The sequence below is a fragment of the Sulfuricurvum kujiense DSM 16994 genome (assembly GCF_000183725.1).
Taxonomy (GTDB): domain Bacteria; phylum Campylobacterota; class Campylobacteria; order Campylobacterales; family Sulfurimonadaceae; genus Sulfuricurvum; species Sulfuricurvum kujiense.
Genome location: NC_014762.1, coordinates 1,129,308 through 1,150,790, shown reverse-complemented (window position 1 = coordinate 1,150,790; position 21,483 = coordinate 1,129,308). Strand labels below are relative to the sequence as shown.

At 48.8% G+C, this 21,483-nt stretch carries 21 protein-coding genes; 18 read left to right on the top strand and 3 right to left on the bottom strand.

Translation table 11 applies throughout. The annotated features are described in order from the left end of the window. The first annotated feature begins 4 nt into the window (after positions 1-4). The 17 genes from SULKU_RS05815 to SULKU_RS05735 all read left to right on the top strand — a co-directional run bounded on the left by SULKU_RS05815 (position 5) and on the right by SULKU_RS05735 (position 18,425). Positions 5-1,375 (top strand): OprD family outer membrane porin, encoded by a 1,371-nt coding sequence (locus SULKU_RS05815; RefSeq protein ID WP_013460014.1) that lies wholly within the window; start codon positions 5-7, stop codon positions 1,373-1,375. A 214-nt stretch (positions 1,376-1,589) separates the two neighbouring features. Then, positions 1,590-2,150 carry a globin domain-containing protein gene (locus SULKU_RS05810; protein ID WP_013460013.1) on the top strand — a complete coding sequence of 187 codons (561 nt, stop codon included), beginning with the start codon at positions 1,590-1,592 and terminating at the stop codon, positions 2,148-2,150. After that, on the top strand, positions 2,147-2,938 hold the full coding sequence (locus tag SULKU_RS05805) for an energy transducer TonB (protein WP_083801876.1): 792 nt from the start codon (positions 2,147-2,149) through the stop codon (positions 2,936-2,938). The genes SULKU_RS05810 and SULKU_RS05805 overlap by 4 nt, the downstream gene beginning before the upstream one ends. A 9-nt stretch (positions 2,939-2,947) precedes the next feature. Beyond that, the gene (locus SULKU_RS05800; RefSeq protein WP_013460011.1) at positions 2,948-3,970 is read left to right on the top strand and encodes an ABC transporter substrate-binding protein; all 1,023 of its coding nucleotides are present in this window, start codon (positions 2,948-2,950) and stop codon (positions 3,968-3,970) included. Beyond that, positions 3,967-6,207 (top strand): TonB-dependent receptor, encoded by a 2,241-nt coding sequence (locus SULKU_RS05795; protein WP_013460010.1) that lies wholly within the window; start codon positions 3,967-3,969, stop codon positions 6,205-6,207. Before SULKU_RS05800 ends, SULKU_RS05795 begins: the two co-directional genes overlap by 4 nt. An 8-nt stretch (positions 6,208-6,215) precedes the next feature. Continuing rightward, positions 6,216-7,235, top strand: a complete 1,020-nt coding sequence (locus tag SULKU_RS05790; protein WP_013460009.1) for a FecCD family ABC transporter permease — start codon at positions 6,216-6,218, stop codon at positions 7,233-7,235. Further along, positions 7,226-8,017: an ABC transporter ATP-binding protein gene (locus SULKU_RS05785; protein ID WP_013460008.1), complete on the top strand. Its 792-nt coding sequence runs from the start codon at positions 7,226-7,228 to the stop codon at positions 8,015-8,017. Before SULKU_RS05790 ends, SULKU_RS05785 begins: the two co-directional genes overlap by 10 nt. Then, entirely contained in the window at positions 8,014-8,991 is a 978-nt protein-coding gene (locus SULKU_RS05780; RefSeq protein WP_013460007.1) for an ABC transporter substrate-binding protein, read from the top strand. Before SULKU_RS05785 ends, SULKU_RS05780 begins: the two co-directional genes overlap by 4 nt. A gap of 72 nt (positions 8,992-9,063) precedes the next feature. Then, a complete protein-coding gene (locus SULKU_RS05775) occupies positions 9,064-11,133 on the top strand; it encodes a TonB-dependent receptor plug domain-containing protein (protein WP_013460006.1) in 2,070 nt (689 codons plus the stop codon). 12 nt (positions 11,134-11,145) lie between these two features. Continuing rightward, entirely contained in the window at positions 11,146-11,763 is a 618-nt protein-coding gene (locus tag SULKU_RS05770; protein WP_013460005.1) for a class I SAM-dependent methyltransferase, read from the top strand. Positions 11,764-11,772: 9 nt separating this feature from the next. Beyond that, positions 11,773-12,780, top strand: a complete 1,008-nt coding sequence (locus tag SULKU_RS05765) for an LLM class flavin-dependent oxidoreductase (protein ID WP_013460004.1) — start codon at positions 11,773-11,775, stop codon at positions 12,778-12,780. Positions 12,781-12,795: 15 nt separating this feature from the next. Next, the gene (locus SULKU_RS05760; RefSeq protein ID WP_013460003.1) at positions 12,796-14,775 is read left to right on the top strand and encodes a TonB-dependent receptor plug domain-containing protein; all 1,980 of its coding nucleotides are present in this window, start codon (positions 12,796-12,798) and stop codon (positions 14,773-14,775) included. 82 nt (positions 14,776-14,857) lie between these two features. Next, positions 14,858-15,652, top strand: coding sequence for a class I SAM-dependent methyltransferase (locus tag SULKU_RS05755; RefSeq protein WP_013460002.1), 795 nt, complete (start codon positions 14,858-14,860; stop codon positions 15,650-15,652). After that, positions 15,649-16,497 carry a ModD protein gene (modD, locus tag SULKU_RS05750; RefSeq protein ID WP_013460001.1) on the top strand — a complete coding sequence of 283 codons (849 nt, stop codon included), beginning with the start codon at positions 15,649-15,651 and terminating at the stop codon, positions 16,495-16,497. The genes SULKU_RS05755 and modD overlap by 4 nt, the downstream gene beginning before the upstream one ends. Continuing rightward, positions 16,494-16,889, top strand: a complete 396-nt coding sequence (locus SULKU_RS05745; RefSeq protein ID WP_013460000.1) for a tobe domain-containing protein — start codon at positions 16,494-16,496, stop codon at positions 16,887-16,889. Before modD ends, SULKU_RS05745 begins: the two co-directional genes overlap by 4 nt. After that, complete coding sequence (modB, locus tag SULKU_RS05740; RefSeq protein ID WP_013459999.1) at positions 16,879-17,553, top strand: molybdate ABC transporter permease subunit; 675 nt, start codon at positions 16,879-16,881, stop codon at positions 17,551-17,553. Before SULKU_RS05745 ends, modB begins: the two co-directional genes overlap by 11 nt. Continuing rightward, the gene (locus SULKU_RS05735; RefSeq protein ID WP_013459998.1) at positions 17,550-18,425 is read left to right on the top strand and encodes an ABC transporter ATP-binding protein; all 876 of its coding nucleotides are present in this window, start codon (positions 17,550-17,552) and stop codon (positions 18,423-18,425) included. The genes modB and SULKU_RS05735 overlap by 4 nt, the downstream gene beginning before the upstream one ends. A 108-nt stretch (positions 18,426-18,533) precedes the next feature. On the opposite strand, the gene SULKU_RS05730 is transcribed toward SULKU_RS05735, so the two are convergent. Then, complete coding sequence (locus tag SULKU_RS05730; protein WP_013459997.1) at positions 18,534-18,950, bottom strand: TOBE domain-containing protein; 417 nt, start codon at positions 18,948-18,950, stop codon at positions 18,534-18,536. Between the two features lie 129 nt (positions 18,951-19,079). On the opposite strand from SULKU_RS05730, the gene SULKU_RS05725 reads away from it, so the two are divergent. Then, entirely contained in the window at positions 19,080-19,574 is a 495-nt protein-coding gene (locus SULKU_RS05725) for an FKBP-type peptidyl-prolyl cis-trans isomerase (protein ID WP_013459996.1), read from the top strand. A gap of 110 nt (positions 19,575-19,684) precedes the next feature. Here SULKU_RS05725 and SULKU_RS05720 read toward each other — a convergent pair whose 3' ends face one another. Together SULKU_RS05720 and SULKU_RS05715 are read right to left on the bottom strand one after the other, a co-directional pair. Next, a complete protein-coding gene (locus SULKU_RS05720) occupies positions 19,685-20,326 on the bottom strand; it encodes a DUF3530 family protein (RefSeq protein ID WP_013459995.1) in 642 nt (213 codons plus the stop codon). 85 nt (positions 20,327-20,411) lie between these two features. After that, complete coding sequence (locus tag SULKU_RS05715) at positions 20,412-21,401, bottom strand: tRNA dihydrouridine synthase (RefSeq protein ID WP_013459994.1); 990 nt, start codon at positions 21,399-21,401, stop codon at positions 20,412-20,414. Positions 21,402-21,483: the final 82 nt, after the last annotated feature.

The window sequence follows — 21,483 nt, the reverse complement described above, 5'->3', positions numbered from 1 at the left end:
TAAAATGACAAAACTTAGTTTAGCAGCAGCATTGCTCTTGGGATCGGCAGTATTTGCATCGGCAGCGGATAATCTAGTCAGTGCTTTTAAAGAAGGAAAACTTGACGGGCGCCTCAGAGCCCAATATTTTGTGACCGATTGGGATAATGATGCAAAATACAGTGCAACAGGCTTTGCCGTCGGCGGAAGTTTGATCTATAAAACAGCACCATTGTACGGTTTTAGTTTCGGAACAGGTCTTTATACCACTCAAAATCCGGGTGGATGGACAGATGCGGAAGACGGCAAAAATGCCAATACCTCCAAAGACCTGTTTGCACGAGGCCCGGGTTCTGCCTACGATTATGGCGACGGATACGCCGTTTTGGCACAGGCCTATTTGCAATACGACATTGCCAAAAGCAAAATCAGAGCGGGCCGCATGCTGGTAAGTAATCCGTGGATGTCGCCCAACGACACCAAGATGATCCCGGTTGCTTTCGAAGGGGTTGATTTTGTTTCAAATGATCTCCTTAACACTACCGTTCAGTTGGACTATATCGATAAAATCAAAGAACGCGGTATGGACTATTTCGGAAATATGGCCGAAACGCTCGATACTCCTTCTAAAATCAGTTCGTATTACGATACCGGCTACGGTACCGCTACTCATAGACACGGAGACGCTCCGGATGTCACCGTTTTCGGTATCAAAAACCGTTCATTCGACAACCTTGAACTTGAAGGATGGGTCATGCATTGGCCGGATCTGGTAGATCATCTTCGTCTGGAAGCCAATTACGCGTTTGAAGCGGGTGATGTGATCCTCGGACTCGGCGGTTTATATATGCAGCAATACGACAAAGGGGCCGGGGATATTATCTTGCCTAAAACCAATAACTACGACAGTGATAACAGCGTCGATACCAATCTTTGGGCTTTAAGAGCTACGGCAAATTACCGTGCAGCAAAATTTCTGCTAGCGACATCACACACGGACAGCGGTGCAGATATGATTGCCCCGTGGCGCGGATTCCCGACCCAAGGCTATACGCGAAGCATGACGCAAACCGATTGGAATGCCAATACTACGGCATATAAAGCAGAGTTTGATTATGACTTTGATGCCATAGTAGCGGGTATGAGTACGATGCTCAGCTATGCCTATTACGATCGTGATCCGAGCAAAAAACCGTATCAAAGCATGACGGATAGAGCCTTCGGAAACGGGGATACCCACCAATGGAATTTCGATATTCTCTACAAACTTGCCGGAGACTGGAAAGGGACGGAACTCAAAGCCCGTTTGATGGATCAAAATAATGATAAGACAGCTTTAGCGACAGCTGAAACATCGAATCAGGAAATGCGTTTGGAAATCAATTACCGTTTCTAGAATACGTATTTTTTAAATCTCCGGCACATGCCGGTAGCTTTAGGGGATTGCAAAGGACAAGATTGTCCTTGCCGCTAATTTGAGCTTTGCCCAAATTAGCGTATCAAAACAAATGGAACATGAGTAGAGACGACGGGAGTGTTTGTCTGCGGTTAATTCAAATGCCTGTCGTCTCCCCTGATGTTCTATCAATACCACAAAAAAAGGATAAAAAATGACACACATAATGTCTGAGGGAAAACCGGTATCCCTATTTAGCGCGTGCGGGACTAAGCCGTTCGAACCTGCAAGTATGACACCCCATACGGCCGAAGCCAAAATCGATTTTGTGTATCCCGAAGTTCCGTTTCCAACCATCATCCTCATTCAGCAATGGGGAGAAGAGAATATCCGCAAAATGGTGCGTTATCATCATGAGTTATTGCGCAAAAGCGCAATCGGCGATCTATTCCCCTCCGATGATGCGGCATTTGCCCACGCGACCGAGAAAACCGCCGATTTTTTCGTCGAAGCCCTCGGCGGTGAAAAAAGCTACACACCGGTACATGGGCACCCTGCCCTTCGGATGCGTCATTTTCATATTACGATCGATGAAAAAGGGCGTGAAATATGGCTGATGATGTACAAAAAAACAATTAAAGATTTAAAGATGCCCTCAGGCTGCGTTGAAGAGTTTTGGAACTGGATTGAACCGCTCTCTATCCGTATGATTAATCGCAGAACCACTGTTGCGCCGATCGAACGCCACCCCTACAGCGCGATTTGGGGAAAATGATGATTTTTTTTGATCCCATCGTTATATCATTTAAGATACAACAAAACGATTTTGCCTTAAAAGCCAAATCGTTCGCCGCATCACTTTTCGTGCATGCAACCGTGCTGAGTACGGCACTCTATTTTTCACTCCACCAGCCCTCAGAGTTGCCGAAGAAGAAGCCGATCCTGATCTCGTTAGCCGACTATGCACCTGCTGATGTTATATCCGATCAACAAAAACCAATCATCAACCATGCCGAATCTGTGAAAACTTTACGATCAAAAACCGATACAATTCCCCGTCATGTGACTTCTCAGGAGAGGCTGCCACTCACTCCGGCAGCTTCTCCCGAGGCGTCAGCGCCTCAAACTTCTCCTGTGCGTCCCGGTGTTGCCCCATCGGATATCCAATCAAAAGAGCCGCTTCATTCGGCTCTTAACCCCATCGCAAATGATTCTCCTCATGATGCATCTACACTTAGACAAACGAACGAATTACCAAAACCGAACGTTTCATCGGAAGATATCAATGGGGCAACACTGGGACGCATACGAGCTATGATTGAAAACTCCCTTACCTACCCCTCTGTTGCACGCAAATTGCGCATAGAGGGGACGGTAATCGTATCCTTTGTCCTCAAACCGGACGGATTGGTGGAAAAAGCCGAAATACTTTCCTCGAGCGGCAGTCATCTACTGGACTCCAAAGCGATTCAAACCGTTTTGGCGTTGAGCGGCGATTATCCTAGCCTTTCCAAAACAGCCTATTTGAAAATACCTATCGTATTTTCACTCTCAAAATCTTAAGGAACTCCCATGAAACATCTTATACAGATACTGAGTATAGCGTTGATTGCGTTTACGCTTCACGCCAAGACTCTTAACGACATGGACGGTCATCCCGTCATATTGCCCGACCAGACCGACCATGTTTTCGGTTCATCTCCTCCGATGAACTATCTGCTCTATACGCTCAATCCGGACAAGATGATAGGGCTGAATTTTAAAGCCAGAAATCCGAATAACAGCGCCGATGAGCAGTTTTTGAATAAACGGTTTCTCTCGTTGCCGGTCATAGGATCGTTTCACGGCGGAGGCCAGAGCATTAACCTCGAAACCCTGATGAAATACAAGCCTCAGCTGGTACTGGTATGGCAAGACGATATGCTGGTGCAAACCGTTGCCAAAGAGATTGAAAAAACAGCGATACCGTCTTACCTGATCCCTTTTCGCCATATTAACGATATGCCGCGTGCATTCCGCCTCGCCGGAAATGCGATCGGCGAGTCGAAACGGGGCGAAATACTCGCAGCGTATTCCGAGAAAATCATCAAAGATGTCCAAAAAAGCGTCTCCAAAGCCAAACCGGTCCGCTACTACTATGCGGAAGGGTTGGACGGTCTCTCTACCGAATGCGACAGCTCGTTTCATGTCGAAGCGATGAATTTTGCCGGCGGACGCAATGTCCACTCCTGTCAACAAAGCGGCATATTGGGACTTGAAAAAATAAGCTTTGAAACCCTGCTCGCCTATAACCCCGATGTCATCATCGTCCAGAACCGTGCGGTGTATAACGATCTCATCACCGATCCGATGTGGAAAAGTCTGCGTGCGCTCAAAAGCGGGCGTATCTATTTGGTTCCGGTTCAGCCGTTTAACTGGGTCGACCGCCCTCCCTCGTTTATGCGGGTACTCGGTATTCAATGGCTCGCCCATCTCTTCCATCCCAAAGAGTTCAAAGCCGATCTGAATCAGCGAACCAAAGAGTTTTATGACCTTTTCTTACATGTCAAACTCAGTGACGAACAAATCAAAAACCTATTAGGAGCCAACCGATGAAACTTTCACCACTTGTCCTTTCTCTCGCCGCATGTGCGGTACTCACCGCTGATCCTCTCGGGATTGAACGGATCATCGTCAGTGATGCTGCTGATGACGGCACTTCCATGATCTCAGATTCCAATATAAGCGGGTCTAATCAGACATTCAGTGCCAAAAGCATTGCGACGCTCAGTACGCAGGCCAACATGAACCCCTATAGCGTTATCGCCTATTCGCCTTCCGTCAATTTTACCCCGGTCGATCAGGCCGGTTCCAACGAACCCTCCTATCACGATCCTATCCGAATCCGCGGCAAAAGCCAAAGCGGTCCGGGAGGGGTTTATATGATCGACGGCATGCCGATCTCCAGCAATCCCGGAGGCGGAAAACAGCTTCTCGATATGGAAAACGTCTCTTCTATCGACCTTCTCAAAGGGTATCTTCCTGCGGATAAAAACCTCGGGTTCTCATCTCTTATCGGAAAAGTCGATATGAATCTCCTCTCGGCACGTTCCCGCGCAGGTGCCGAAGTATCTCAATCGTTCGGTAGCGATGATTTTATGCGTACCTTTGTCCGATTAGACTCCGGTAAAATCGGAGACGTCGCGATTTTCGGCTCATTTTCCCATCTTAGCAGCGATAAAAACAAAGGTTCAGGCGATCTTACACGTCTCAACGGAACATTGGGGCTCACCTATACTCCTAACAATGCATTTAAAGCAAAAATCACCGCTATCCGCAACTCGGACGATCACCACAACTATTACAACCTCTCGTATGACGAAGCAAAAGATCTCGGATCAAATTTCACAAAAGATTTTGCAACCGCCAAACCGACCGTATCCAACGATGTCGATTATTACGACTGGAACAAACAACATTTCCTGACAACGGCATTGCTGGGAGAGTTCGAATACCGCCCGACTTCATCGGACACCCTCACGATCAAACCGTATTATAAAAAAGACGAAGGGGATTATTGGTTCTCTAAATTTGATACTGCCGCGGCCAAACAGCGTGTTATGGACTGGCGAATGGAGCACGATCTCTACGGTGCAACCGCCGCGTACGATCACGAATTTTCCGAAGCGCTGAAAGCCGAAATCGGATATTGGTACCACAAACAGCTCCCTCCCGGGCCGCCGAGCGATCAGATCAAATACAAAGTGGTCAACGGGAATTTGGTGTTTGACGGGTATGCCGTCCTATCCGACAACGACTACCATATTCTCCAAGCACCGTTTGCCCAAATCAGCGGTACGCTGGATCATTTCAACTATGTCGCCGGAGCCCAATTGCAATCTTTCAAACTCGGAGCACTGGAAAGCCATACATTCGGCAATCAAACGGGAGCAGCCAATCCCGATTATAATGCAGCGATTGACTCAACCGCAATCGATCCGTGGGCAAGCGTCGATGCGAAAACGTTTCATACCTTTATCCCATCGCTCTATCTCGGATATGCGTTTACCCCATCAACAACCGCCTATATCGATTATTCGCGAACCTACGGATTCGATGTCAATCTGTTTCCAACCTATATCTCAAACCGTGATACGTTCAAAGCCAAAAATGTCACCTTGCAACAGCTGTGGGACAAACTCGATCTTGAACTTTCCGACAATATCGACGTAGGGGTTAAAACGACGATAGGAGGACTTACCCTCAATCCGAGCCTTTTCGTCTCATTCGTCCAAAACAAACAGGCCAATATCTACGATCCGTCATTCGGCGTCAACTATCCCGCTAACGTCGGTGACGCGTTAGGCTACGGTGCGGAGTTCTCTGCCTACGGTCCGATCAATGAACAGTTGGAACTTTTACTGGGGCTCTCCTATAACCGCTATCAATTTACCCAGGATTTCAAAAGCGGCGCGACGACTACGGTCGATACCGACGGCAAACAGCTTCCCGATGCACCGAAGTACATGGCCAAAGCGGCCCTTTCGTATCACATCGGCGATTGGACCCTTACTCCGAGTGCCCGATACAGCTCCAGCCGCTACGGTGACGTCGCGAATACCCAAAAAGTGGATGCCTATACCCTTGTCGATTTTGACCTGACGTATCGTATGGCACAGTTCATGAGTTCACGTAATGCCCTCTTTCGTCTTACGGCAACCAATCTTACGAATGAGAAGTATATTTCAACCATCAACGCCGCCGACAATTTTCTAGCGGCAACCGGTACGGCAAGCACGTATCAGAGCGGTGCCCCTTTCGGACTGTTTGGCAGCATCAATCTAAAATTTTAAGGGCAGTAATGAAAAAGTTTAAAACGGCGGGATGGATGATCGGCTCGACACTGATGTTGTGCATGATAGCCATCTTATCCCTTTTGTGGGGTCAATACCCGATCTCACTGGAGACATTGATCGCTTATCTTCAGTTTAAACTGTTCGGCGGCGCAGGGTGCGATACCTATACACTGCTCGACAATATCATTTTGCAAATCCGTCTTCCGAGGGTATTGCTCGCCATCCTTATCGGATCGGCATTGGCCACGTCAGGTGCCGCATTTCAGGCGATGTTTGTCAATCCTCTCGTATCGCCCGGTATTTTGGGCGTATTGGCGGGTGCATCGTTCGGTGCTGCGCTGGGGATGTTGGTAAGCGAGCAATGGTATGTCGTCCAACTGCTGGCGTTCGCTTTCGGTTTTGTCGCCGTCGGCGTCGCCGTATTGATCGGAACGATGGTGACCAATTCACGATCCACCGTGATGCTGGTGCTCGGAGGAGTCATCAGCAGTGCCCTCTTTACCTCTTTGCTCTCAATCATCAAATATCTCGCCGATCCCTACAGTACCCTTCCCGCCATTGTCTACTGGCTGATGGGGAGCCTGACGATGGCGGATCTGCACGGCGTATTACTTATCTCTGTCCCTATGCTCGCCAGTATCATCGGCCTAATCGTACTGGGCAAATACTTCGACTTGATGAGTTTGGGAGACGAAGAAGCGAAAGCGCTGGGAATCAATGTCACCCTTGTTCGCCTCGGAGCGATCGTATTAGCAACCCTTGCCGGCTCGCTTTCGGTCGTGATGGCGGGGATTATCGGATGGATCGGGCTTATTATCCCCCACATCATCCGTATGGCACTCGGACCGTCCCATCGTGTTCTGATGCCCCTTTCGGCTATCGTCGGCGGAGCGTTTTTGCTCCTAGCCGATACGATCTCCCGCCTCTCTTTCAGTGTCGAAATCCCCATCGGGATACTCACGTCGCTCATCGGGATTCCTATCTTTATTATCGTACTTAAAAACGCGAGGGCAGCATGGAACTAACACCGATAATTACGGTCAACGACCTCCATTTCTCTTATCCGACACGTCCGGTACTCGAGGGTGTCGATTTCACCCTCCGACGCGGAGAAGTAGTCAGTCTGCTGGGGCCAAACGGATGCGGCAAAAGCACGCTGATCCGTCTTATCCTCAAACTCATCCGCGCAAAGCGCGGTGAAATATGGCTCCATGAGAAATCGCTTCATCGCTATTCGCACCGCGAGATCGCGTCGCATATCGCCTACATTCCGCAGTACCATAACGTGCCGTTCAACTACAGCGTATTGGAGATGGTAATCATGGGTCGGGTATCGAAGCTCGGTTTTTTTGCCGCCCCTTCCGCAGGTGATCACACCATCGCCCGCGAATCGCTCGAGAGAGTCGGAATTTCCGATTTAGCCAACCGTCCTTTCGGGCAGCTCAGCGGCGGGCAAAAACAGATGGTTCTTCTCGCACGAGCACTGACACAGGGTGTCGATACCTTTATCATGGACGAACCGGTATCGGGGCTAGATTACGGAAACCAGATCCGGCTTCTGGAACTGATCGTCCGTCTCAGTGAACAGGGATATACCTTTCTCAAAACGACCCATTACCCCGATCATGCCCTCCTGGTCTCCACCCGCGTTGCGGTGATGAACGGCGGAAAGATCATTGCCGATGGAAGCCCCGATGACGTCATTACCCCTTCCATGATCCGTGACGTCTACGGGATCGAAGCCGATCTCATCACCCATGACACCCATACGCGATGTCTTCCCATCTTTAACAAAGGAATTTCATGAAAATTGTGATTTTTCTCATTGCCGTTTTTATCCTATCCGTATCCTCACACGCCAGAACGATTACTGATGATTACGGGAGAGTCGTCACAATCCCTGAACGCGTGACCAAAATCTATGCGGCATCGCCGCCGATGACAATGAGCGTTTTAGCATTCGATCCATCCCTGATCGCCGCACTCAATTTCCCTTTTAAAGAAGATCAAAAGCCCTACGCCGGTATCGCCGCATCCAAACCGGTAGCCGGCGGTTTTTTCGGCCAAGGGAACACCCCTAATGTTGAAGTACTGGCTTCCGTTAAACCGGATGTCATACTGATGTGGGGAAAAGCGACCGGCGCCGAAACCCAACTAAAAAAATTGAGTGCGCTCGGTATCCCCGTACTGATGGTCAATAACGAATCGATCAACGATTTAGTCACCCAGTTCCAACTCTACGGGAAACTTACGGGAAATACCAAACGCGCCCAAGAGCTCGTCTCCTATACCCTAGAGACGCTGGGGCTCATCCGATCGCTTCAGCCGAAACTCGATAAACGAAAAGATATACGCTACTACTTTGCCGAAGGGCTTGACGGCTTATCGAGTGAATGCGACGGCTCGTTTCACCTCGAACCTTTCACCTACAGCGGTGCGAAAAATGCCCTAGAGTGCAAAATGTCTTCCAACTACGGAATGGAAAAAATATCACTGGAAACCATTATGCTGGCCGATCCCGATGTTATTGTTGCGATGGAACCATCTTTCGCTTCATCCGTTCGAACAAACCCGCAGTGGCAATCTCTTCGTGCCGTAAAAACCGGGCGGGTTTTGAGCGTCCCGAACACTCCGTTCAATTATATTACACGGCCCCCTTCATTTATGCGGCTGCTCGGGATACGATGGCTTATCCACTCGTTTAACCCCGATCTGATAAAACCGATCGATCAGGAGGTAAAACGGTTTAATACCCTTTTCTTCCCTGGGTACAGGGGCTAAACGTTTTAGATACCGTTATATCAAATTTGATACATTAAATCACAAAAAGATTCACATCTTAAGGAGTAAACAATGAACGTTACAAAAATCGTATATTCAAAACACGCTGTCCTCAGTTTATTTGCCGCAGCAGCTATTATTCCCTCATTCGCTTTTGCTGAAGCGGATACGGGGAGCACAAAAGCGTTGGAGCCGATCCATGTCTCAGTACCGCAGAGCGTTGAGCGCGATGATCTGAAACCAGACAGCGTCACCAATCTTTACCGTGTCGAATCCACCGCACAATTCGGTACGCAGGTAATGACTCAAAAAGAGATTGCGGCTTATGCCCCAAAAGATATATTTGATTTATTGGGCAAAGCCGACGGCTTAGAACTAACCTATCAGGGGCGTAGAAGTCCATACAGCTTGGAAATGAGAGGCGGAGGCAATATTACATATATGCTTGACGGTGCTATTTTGCCTCCCTCTGTGAGCCGAATCCTTCAAAACATCCCCTTAAGCGCTATCGAAGAAATTCAGATTATTCGCGGTTCCACTGCACTCGCCATAGCTCCCTCCATCGGTATCGGGGCTTCAAACAGCGGTTCAGGTTTGAATACCGGATTTATCGTCATTCGTACCAAACAGCCTAAAAAAACTGAGGGACTCATCACCGGATATCTCGAACAGGCCGTATCACAGCCCAGCGCAAACGGCGAAAGTCTCTATGTCGGAACACGGTTAGGTTCCGCGGCTTCAGGATTAAACGGCTACATCGGCGGGCTAATCTCTCGATATGACCGTCCGAGCAAAGAGAGCTGGTTTGACGGCAGCGATGCCGATTCGGGCATGATCTCGGGAGGGATCAATTTCGGACGCTTTAGTCTGAACATGATGGGATATAAAGACAGCGGACGCTTTGAAATGCAGCGGGGTATAACCCTAAGCGGCGGATTGGACAGTGCAAAATGGTATTATGATCCTCTGAAAACATCCGTTTTCTCTACCGATATGAGTATGCAGTGGAATGAATCCCATACAACTCTCTTTTCCGCATTCAAAACCGAGTATGAACAAAATGAACATAATGAAAACTTTGCCAATGCGACGAAATCGACACGGCACTATGATGAGAAAACAAAAGGCTATAGCCTCAGACATAATGCCCGTTTTGGGGATACACTGATTCAACTTGGAGGGCAGATCACCGATTCGGAAGGATTCGGACCTAACCTCAGCAGTACCTACAACCGCTATGACACTACCGTCACAGGATACTCAGCCTCGATCGAGCAAAAACTTTTCAATGGCGATGTTATTCTGGATGCAGGATACCGCCGTGACGTCAAACACATCGACAACTCCAGTACCAGCTCAGCCAAAGATGCCGCTAACAATGACGTCGATATGGCACCTGCCGAAGTGATCGCACTCGGAGCGCGCTGGAAAATTAACGAGATATTGAATACAAATGCCCGATATTTTCACGGAAGTGAAGGGACATCAGGCGATTTTGATCTCAGAACCCAAAACGGCGTTCCCCTCCATTCCGAAAAGCAAGATCGGATCGAACTAGCGCTTGAAGCCCGGTTAATTCCGTTCTTTAATCCGACCTTCACTTGGTTTGATATCGATACCAAAAACCAAAAAACAGCGACGACAAACACCTATACCGATACGGACGGCAATCTTTATTATTACTATACCGAATCAGACGTTCACCGCCGCGGTATCGAGCTTGCGATCAAAGGGGATATTGCACAAGGGACAAACTATCAGTTTGCATGGACCCACATGCTTAGCAATGAAACGGCAACAAACGGCGTGAGCACCGATGCGATCGGCTATTCGTCTCCTGAAGACGGTATAACGGCTATCGTATCGCATTCATGGGATGACTACCGCGCCAATCTCTCTTATAAGTACACGTCGGGATGGCAAACTTCTGCAAGCCCTATCGGTACGTTGTATGCCGATTTGGGTGATTACAACCGTATCGATGCCAATATCGCCAAAGATTTCAAATATAAAAACTATACCTTTACCGGCAAACTGTATGGACGCAATCTAAACAATGACCACTATGCGACCCGTTACGTTACGGGGTATTACTATGATCGAGGGCGCACGCTCGGTTTAGAACTGAGCATGGTTTTCTAAAGGAGGTCGAGTATGAAAGGCGCTACCAATCCCCAAAGTTTCGACTGTATTGTCCGTGAAGTATTCGCTCCGATCTATCCCGTAATCGCCGAGCAGATTAAAAATGTTACCTCCATCACCGAGGGGCGATGCCTCGATGCCGGATGCGGCACAGGAGCTCTCGGTATCGCAATGGCAAAAATAACCGATTTGCACATCACTTTTTTTGACCAATCCGAAGAGATGCTCGATCTGGTATTCGGCTACACCTTTACTAACAATCTGTTAGAACGCAGTGCGTTAGTCTGCGGTGATATACATGCTATTCCCTTGCCGGATGAAGATGTTCATCTCGTCATCAGCCGCGGATCATCTCCTTTTTGGGATGACTGGCATAAGGCCTACAGCGAGATACTGCGTATTCTAAAGCCCGGAGGGATGGCATACATCGGCGGCGGATTCGGCAATGCAAAACTGCGCGAGACAATTATTGCAACGATGAGTGAACGCAACCCCGACTGGCGCAGCCCGTTTAAAGATCGAATTCAGCCTGAACGCGAAGCCCTGCCGGAAATTCTTGCATCGCTCAAACCCTCCGAATATCAGATCATCGACGACGAAAGCGGCTTTTGGGCCGTGATTACCAAATAAAGGCATGGTATGAAAATCGGATTATTTTGCCTGGCCGAAAACTATTCGGGCAACGTCAATGAAAGTATATTAGAACAGCTTCATCTCGTCGAATTGGCCGATGAACTCGGCTTTGATGAAGCGTGGTTCGGCGAACACCATTTCAATGCCTTTAGCGTTATCCCCGACCCCGCCTCCATGATAGCCTATTGTGCAGCGAGTACCGGACGTATCCGTTTGGGAACGGCAGGCTTTCTGGCTCCGTTTTACCATCCGGTTCGCCTCGCCGAAAGTATCGCCGTACTGGACAACCTCTCAAAGGGACGGATCAATGCCGGCTTTGCCAAGGGGGGATTTGCCCCCGATACCCGACATTTCGTCCGTTCCAAAGAGGAGCTTAAAATCGTCATGTTCGAAACGGTAGAATCGATCGATCTGCTGCTGCACGGAAAACCTACAGAGTATAACGGGCAATTCGTCCACATCAACAATGCCCTTCTCGCACCTCTGCCTCTCCAACAAGAGATTCCCTTTTATATAGCCACCTTCTCTTCCGAAGAGACCATCGCATTCGCCGCGACACACGGGTACGGGCTGATGATGTCACAAGGAGCCTCGTTGGACGAATGCATCGAGGCACGCAACTTTTATCGCTCCATCGCCGGGCATGATCCGCAGATGGTCGTCATGCGGGTCTTTTACGTCGCCGAAACGACAGATGAAGCGCAATGCGGTGCGATCCCCGGCATCGATCATTTTGTCAAATGTATGCGCGCCGCACAAGCCGAACAGATACAGCCGCATTTTGACCCGGAAAACTATAAAGCCCTGTTAGAAGAACGCAACGCGTTTTTCAACGGTGCAAAGTTCTTCGAAAACGGCATTATCGGCAGTGTTGAGGAGTGTCTAAAGACGATTAAAACCATTCAAAAGGAGTTGTCGAATATCCATCTTGTTCTCAAACCTTCTTCCACCGACTACGGTCAAAATCGGTGGATGCTCTCTCGGTTCAATACCGAAATCCGACCGTACATTTAAACTTAAGGAAATGAAATGAAAAAACATCTGTTGCTGATCTCTCTAGCCGCTTCCGCGGTGCTGGCAGACACCTTTACTCTGGGACAGGTCAACGTCCTTAATACCCCGCTCGAAGAGAGTCCTCTGGAACAGACGATGAGCGCAGAGACCATTGCGCAGCAAAACAGCGAAACCGTCGCCGACGCGCTCAATAATATCAGCGGCGTCAGCATGAGTATGATGGGGGCACGCAATGAAGCGACACTCAGTATCCGCGGATTTGATGCAAAACGGGTCGGCGTATTCATCGACGGTATTCCGGTGTATGTTCCCTATGACGGAAACTTTGATTATGACCGTTTCCTGACAAGCGATATTGCCCAAATCGATGTTTCAAAAGGATTTTCATCCGTTGCGTACGGAGCCAATACAATGGGAGGCGTTATCAATATCATCTCCAAACGTCCTACCAAACCTCTGGAGGGCGAAATCAAAGTGGGAATGGTTCTCGATAGCGATACCGCACTCTCCCGTAAAACCGCTTCGCTTAATCTCGGTACACGCCAAGACCATCTCTATGCCCAGCTCGGAGCCGTATATAGCGATCAAAACCATTTCCGCCTGAGCGATGATTATTCAGGGAGCGCTTCACAGCCGGAGGGGGATCGTCTTCGCTCCGCTACCGAAGATTATAAAATCAGTTTTAAAACCGGATACATCGCCGATGACGGCAGTGAAATCGCCATCGGTTACTCGAACCAAAACGGTGAGAAACAGCAGCCGCCGAGCACAAATCCCGTCTATAACAGCGTCCGCTATTGGGATTGGCCGTACTGGGATAAAGAGTCCGTCTTTATCACAGGACAGAAAAATCTAGGCAACGGCTACATCAAAGCCCTCGCTTATTACGATACGTTTGAAAACTCACTCTATTCGTATGCCAATAACACCTATTCGACGTTCAACTCGTTCGGTTCGACCTTTAAAAGCAAATACGACGACTACAGCTACGGCGGACGGCTCGAATACGGTATCGAGTTGGAAAAACATTTCCTGAGTGCTGCACTCAATTATAAAAAAGATGTCCACAAAGGGTATGACATCAACAAAGCCACCAGCCATGAAACCCTTACCGAAAATTATGAAGACCACACCCTCTCCGTCGGTCTCGAAGATGTCTATACCCTCTCTTCACAATGGCAGATTCTCGGCGGTGTAAGTTATGACCGCCGCGATGCGGACAAAATTTACGACACCAATCCGACCTTGGCCAGCGCTCTGAGTCTGGAGACGCAAAGTTCTTTCAATCCCGAAGCGGCAGTCGTTTATTCACCCGATTCAACGTCCAAAATCCGCGCCAGTATCGCGCGTAAAACCTATATGCCCTCCATGAAAGACCGCTATAGCCGAACCCTTAAAATCCCGCCCCTTTACCCTAATCCGGAACTCGATAACGAAACGGCTACCCATTACGAGCTCGGTTACCAAAAAAACTTCGGCCTCTTCTCAACCCGACTTAACGGCTTTTTTACACGGGTCGACGATGCTATACAACAAACACTCTATGCTCCGAATCCGAGCTTTTACCAAAATCAAAACGTCGGAAGTTTCTACCATCGCGGTATCGAGACCGAGCTAAGCTATAAATCCGATACTCTCGAAGCGGGCGGAAACTACACCTATACCTCCGTCAAAAACCGTACCGATGCCAGTATCAAACGGACCGATGTACCGCGTCATCAACTTTTTGCCTACTCCCAAGTCGATGTAGGAGCAAATATTGCACTCTATGGCGATATGAAATTTAGAAAAGGAGCCTACGATCAAATAGCGGACAATTCGTATATCATCAGCCCGACCTTCACGACGTTCGATCTCAAAGCGATCTATAAACCGACGGCAAACGTCACGGCGGAAGTGGGAATCAAAAATCTTACCGATAAATTTTATCAATACGATTTGGGTTTCCCGACTGAAGGACGCGAATTTTTCGCTACTCTCGGCTACAAATTCTAATCCTCCCCTCTCCTCGGAGGGAGAGGAAACGGATACGTTAGATCAAATGTGATACAATAAAATACTTTTTCAAGGACACCCTATGTTTTTAGAACCGATCGATTTTGCCTCCATGTACCGCGAGCATAAAGCCACTACCGATTTCAAAGGCAAAACCAATACCGACTGGGATGAAAAGTCCAAAGATATGGCGGCATCCGTTATCAACAGCCCCTATGTAAACGACTTCATCTCCCATATGAAACTCACCGGAGATGAAGTGGTTTTGGATATCGGATGCGGACCGGGCACCCTTGCCGTTCCGTTGGCAAAATTGGTCAAAGAGGTAATCGCCATCGATTTCTCCGCACAGATGCTCGAAGAGCTAAAAGCCTATGCGGCACGTGAAGGGGTGACTAATATTAAAACATATCATATCGGTTGGGAAGATGACTGGAGCCATTTGCCGCCGATCGATATCGTCGTTGCTTCCCGTTCGATGGAAGTTTCCGATATCGACGCGGCACTCGCCAAAATGTCCGGCCATGCATCCAAAGCATGTTACCTCACCTACAAAGTCGGGGGAAGTTTCGTCGATATGAATATCCTAGACTACATCGGCAAAAAGGTCAAAACCAAACCCGACTACTGGTACATCCCGATCCTCCTTTATTCAAAAGGCTACCTTCCCCGCGTCGACTACATCGAAACGGGTCGGGGAAGCGTCCGTGCAGGCAATGAAGAGGAGTTTGTCGAATCGCTGATCTGGAGCGTCCATGAGTTGAACGATGAACAAAAGGTAAAAGCGCGCGAATACTACCGCGACGTCATCGTCGGACAAAATCATCCTCCGCGTGCCGTAAACTGGGCGTTCATCTCTTGGGAGTGCGCACAATGATCATCCTGAACGATCACGAATTGGAAGCCTTGCTTGCCGAAGATGTCCCCTACGGCGATTTGACGACGGCATCGTTGGGTATCACCGATCAGCGCGCCCGGATCACTTTTGCCACCCGCGAACGCCCGCTCGTCGTCTCCTGCACCGAAGAAGCAGTACGGCTGTGCGGACTCTACGGATTAGAGATCGACGGTTTCGTGAAATCGGGGACGCTGGTTCCGCCTAAAAGCGTCTTTCTCGAAGCACGCGGCGAAGCGGGCCACATCCACCGCATCTGGAAGAGTGTCCAGAACCTCCTCGATTACGCCGGCGGGATCTCGACCTATACCCGTGAGGCGGTACTGTTAGCCCGCAGTATCAATCCCGATATCGTCGTGGCCACTACCCGAAAAACGACCCCGTTTACGAAAAAAATCGCCATCAAAGCAGTCGAAGCCGGCGGAGGCGTCGCCCATCGTCTCGGCCTCTCCGAGAGTATCTTGATTTTTGACTACCACCGCGTATTTTTCCCCTCCGAAGAAGCATTTGCCGAAGCGCTGAACAAAACCAGAAAAGCGAACCCGGAGAAAAAAATCGTGATGGAAGCGGGGGACATCGCCGAAGCGTTGAAGTTCGCCCGTCTCGGTATCGATATCCTCCAACTCGAAAAGTTCCCGCTCACCAAACTCTCCGATGCGGTGCAGATACTGCGGGCTGACTATCCGCATATCACCCTTATCGCGACCGGAGGGATCAGTACCAAAAATATTGCCGAGTATGCAAGTACGGGGGTCGATATGATCGTTACCTCTTCTCCGTATAACGCCCAGAGCGCCGACATCAAAGTGAGAATTGAGCCGTTATGAACATTCTGAATGCCGTTTTGACCGCTATCACCTCTTCTGAACATTTGAGTATTCTCTCCGTTAGCGTGGGGGAAGACAACTTTCATCTTCTCCTTGCCGAACAGTGCCACGAGTCGATAGGCGAACCGTTGAAACTGGCATTCAAAGAGACCGAAATCATCCTCTCCAAAACCTATACGGCAACCACGGCGAATATTCACCGTGCCGTTGTTACCCGTATTTCACAAGGGAGCGTTCTAAGCCAGATTACCCTTCACTATCACGATACGGCTATCAATGCCCTCGTCCCGACCTTGAGATTCGATACACTCGATATCCATGAGGGGGATGAAGTGTGCTGGATGGTTCAACCGAGCGAAATATCACTCCTGAGAGGTCATCATGGAAGCTGAATTTATAAATACGATGCTGCTTACCTTTAAACTGGCCTCCATCACCACGGTCATTTTGCTGGTAATCGCCATTCCCCTCTCCTCATTCTTGGTCTTCAGCCGTATGCGGTTCAAGAGTATCATAGAGACGATTGTCAGTATGCCGCTTGTCTTGCCACCATCGGTACTGGGCTTTTATCTGCTGTTGGCATTCAGCCCCGCCTCCGCGATCGGCAGTTTTTTGACCGAACACGGCATCCGTTTGGCTTTCAGTTTTGAGGGGCTTGTGATCGGATCTATCCTTTTCAGTCTCCCCTTTATGGTACACCCGATCCAGTCGGCACTTGCGCAAGTTCCTCGATCGATCTTCGAAGCCGCCTATACCCTCGGCAAATCGAAATGGGAGACGATGATACGGGTTATCCTCCCCTCTATCCGGCACGGCCTTATTTCAGGGATCGTTCTCGCCTTTGCCCACACGGTCGGTGAGTTCGGGGTCATCCTCATGATCGGCGGAAACATCCCCGGAGAAACACGCGTCGCCTCCATCGCCATCTATGACGAAGTGGAATCGCTCAACTATGCTCTGGCACACCAGTACGCCCTGACCCTTTTTGCGGTAACGTTTGCCATCTTGCTTCTGGTTTACACTCTTAACAAAAAATCGTTAGGGGGGATTCGATGATATCAGTTAATATCACAAAGCGTCTCGATACCTCCGAAGGCTCACTAAACGCCTGTTTTGAGCTCACCATCACGGATGGTGAATTCCTGACCCTCTTCGGCCCTTCCGGGGCGGGAAAAACGACCCTGATGCGCATGATCGCCGGACTGGAACAGCCTGAGAGCGGTATCATCGAAGTGGACGGCGAGGTATGGTTCGACAGTACCAAAAAGATCAATCTCACCCCCCAAAAGCGAAGCGTCGGATTTGTCTTCCAAGACTACGCCCTCTTCCCGACGATGAGCGTAAGAGAAAATCTCCTTTTTGCCGCCGAAACGGCCGAGCAGCGCCGCAGTGTGGACGAACTGATAGAGCTGGTCGAACTATCGCAGCTCTCGGAGCGTCTCCCCGCTACCCTCTCCGGCGGACAGAAACAGCGTGTCGCCCTCGCCCGCGCACTGGTACGCCATCCGAAGATCTTGCTCCTCGATGAGCCTCTCTCGGCGCTTGATCCCACTATGCGCCAAAAGCTGCAGGACGAACTCTCACTGCTGCACAAGCGTCTGGGAATCACGACACTGCTGGTGAGTCATGACATTTCCGAAACCGTTAAACTCTCCGACCGGATGGCGTCGATTGAGCTGGGCAAAATCATCCGCGTCGGCGATCCGTTGGAATTTTTCAGTCCCCATACCCTGAGTACCAAGCTTCAGCTTATCGGAGAAGTTTTAAAGATAGAAGAAGATTTTCCGATCAGCGTAGTGACCTTGCTAGTAGGCTCGTCCGTTGTTCGTACCGTACTGAGCAATGAAGAAGCACATTTGTTATGTGTCGGAAAGCACGCCATTATTTCGACCAAAGCATTCAATCCGATCGTCATGCCGGTAGAATAAGCACATACGTTCTTGTTCCAATGTATATCCAAGACAGTTCTCTTATGTAAAAAAACAAATCAAAGAAATAGGCGGGAATGATTTCGGGCAAAGCCCGAAATTGAAGAATTATTTGGCAAGTATGATGAAATTGGCCTTAATGAGGGCATAGACGGTATCGCCGACATTAAAATGGAGGTCTTCCACCGCATCTTCAGTGATAACGGCGGTAAGCGTTTGGCTCCCCATCGCAAGCTTGAGTTCGCTGTTAACCATCCCGTTTTTCACTTCGGTCACTTTGGTTTCGATGATATTGCGCGTGCTGATATTCGTCGGTTTGTCTTTAGCGACCATGACAAACGGTGCTTTGATAATCGCGTAGGCCGTATCCCCTACACTCAGTTCCATTTCGTCAACCGATTCATTCGTAATGACCGATTTGATGACGATACCGCTCCCGATGGAGAGGACGACTTCACTGTTGATCTGCCCTGTTTTTATCTCGCTGATTGTCCCTTTGAGTTCATTGCGTGCACTTGTTTTCATAACATCCCTTTAAAATATATTGCGAATGTCTGCGGTTATGACAGTATCGCCAAATCAAACTTAATATTTTGCTTATTGTATTTCTGATATAACGTTCATTAACATATATTTTATATCCAAGGGATTTGTATGACCGTCACAAAAAACACTATCGTTACTCTCAATTATACCGTCACAACCTCCGATGGTCAGATGATCGACGAGGGAAAAGAACCTCTTGTCTATGCACACGGCGGGTATGAAAACATATTTGCCCCTGTAGAAAAAGCTATGGAAGGAAAATCTCTCGGCGATTCGTTTAAAGTCGCGGTCTCAGCAGCCGAAGCATTCGGAGAGTATGATGAAGAGCTACTCGTTATTGAAGCGTTGGAAAATCTCCCGGAAGAGCTGGCGGTAGGAATGCAGATTGAGGGATATATGCCCGAAAACGAAGACGATGTTCTTATCTATACCGTCACCGAAATTAAAGGCGACAACGCCGTTCTAGACGGTAACCATCCACTTGCCGGCATCAATATGGTGTTTGAAGGAACCGTTACTGAAATCTATCCGGCGACTCAAGAGGAAATCGATGCAATGCTTCATCACTCCCATTCAGACGATTGCGGATGCGGCGATCACTAAAAAGAAAACCGACATAATTGATTTAAATGCCTATTCTCAATGAGCGGATAAACCGCTCTACTCTCTTGCTAGCTTGTCGAATTCACCATTATCTTCTGTAACGGATAAGTTTACTGTTCTAACCATCCCTCTATCTCTTCTATGACAAATTCCATGGATCCGTCCAAAGCATGGTTGGCCCCCTCGACACCGTATTGTCGGTAATTTGCTCCGACAAGCGGTGCACGCAATAGGGCATATGCTTCGTCTTCACTGTTTTCTTTGCCCCAGATATCGAACGTTTTTATCTTAATTTTCGTCATATTATCGGTGCATGAAATCACCTTGCTTTTGTTCCCGCGGCACCCGATAGCGATATATCCCTTGATCGGCGCATTGGGATGAGAAACCAGATAGCCGTTCGTCATCCCCGCCCCCAGAGAGTGTCCCATCAGGTAGATCGTCTTGACCCCCTTGCTTTGTAAAAAAGCGATCGATTGATCAATCATAGCATCCACTTTCGGCTGTTCTTTTTCATAATCTTCATAGGCTTCGTGTTGATTAGGCATCTGCAGTGATAAGGTATGAAATCCCATATCTTTATGGAGTGCCAGCCTCAGCGGCTTCACCACTTTAAAATCGGGGTCCATTCCTTTACCGTGCGCCAAAATAATCCCCTTGTCGGATGAACCTTCCAAATAGAGAGCTTTCTCAGGGGCCGATACGGCAAATAGATAGATTGGAAATAAAATCGTCAACAGAGTAAAACGCATGAGGTATCCTTATTCTTCTTTTATATAAGGATACTTATATTGAGTAAATTTTATATAAAAAAATATTTTTTGATTGTTAAATCGATCAGCACTCGCATTTCATATCGGAGGCTTTGAATCCCTCACCGATCTGGCGATGGGTGAGGAAAAACTCATCGACTACGGCGCGGAAATGTACGGGATCATCGATGCGGTTGACCTGATCGCGCAATGCCGATGCCCCCTCGTACCCTTTTGAATAGGTGTGGACATGCTTGCGAAATGTCACGACACCGCGTGCGCCGTAAAAGCTTACCATCCCGTCGAGATGTTCCATAATGATCGCATGTTTGATCAACGGATCGACGGCAGAACTGCCAGATTTCAGCTGATGGAAAATCCACGGCGCACCGACCGCTCCGCGTCCGATCATCACACCATCGGCTTTAGTGTGTTCCAAAACCCATTGCGCTTTTTCGAACGAATCGATATCGCCGTTGGCGATCACGGGGATACCGATAGAGGCCTTAATCTCTCCGATCGCGTCGTAATCGACGGGAGCTTTGAATTTTCCCGCACGGGTACGTCCGTGAACGGCAAGGAAATCGGCACCGCATGATTCAACGAGCTTGGCGATCTCGATATGGTTTTTCGTCTCGAACCCCAAACGGATTTTGACGCTGAGGGTCGATTTGTTGGAGGTTTTTTTGATCGTCTCGATGATACGCGCCATGCGAGGCAAATCATTCAGAAGTGCACTTCCCGAGCCGTGACAGACGATCTTCGGAACCGGACATCCGCAGTTAAGATCGATAATATCGATATCATCGACCGTATTAAGCACCTCTACGGCACGTCGGACGATATCCTCCTCCGCACCCGCGATCTGAACCGAATAGGGATCTTCATTGGGACTGCGTTCTAGCATTTTAATCGTTTTTTGCGAGCCGTAGGCCAAGGCATTGGAGCTGAGCATCTCGCTTACCGTCAAATCGGCGCCGAACTTTTTTACGACGTTGCGAAACGGCAAATCGGTATAACCGGCTAACGGTGCCAGAGCATAAACGGGTGAAGAAAAATCTAATTTGGGAGTCATTATGTACCTGTAAGACGATTATTCTCGCCCTTTAGGGCGAAGCTTCAGTGCCATAGCGGCAAGCGTAGCTATAGGGGTTTTA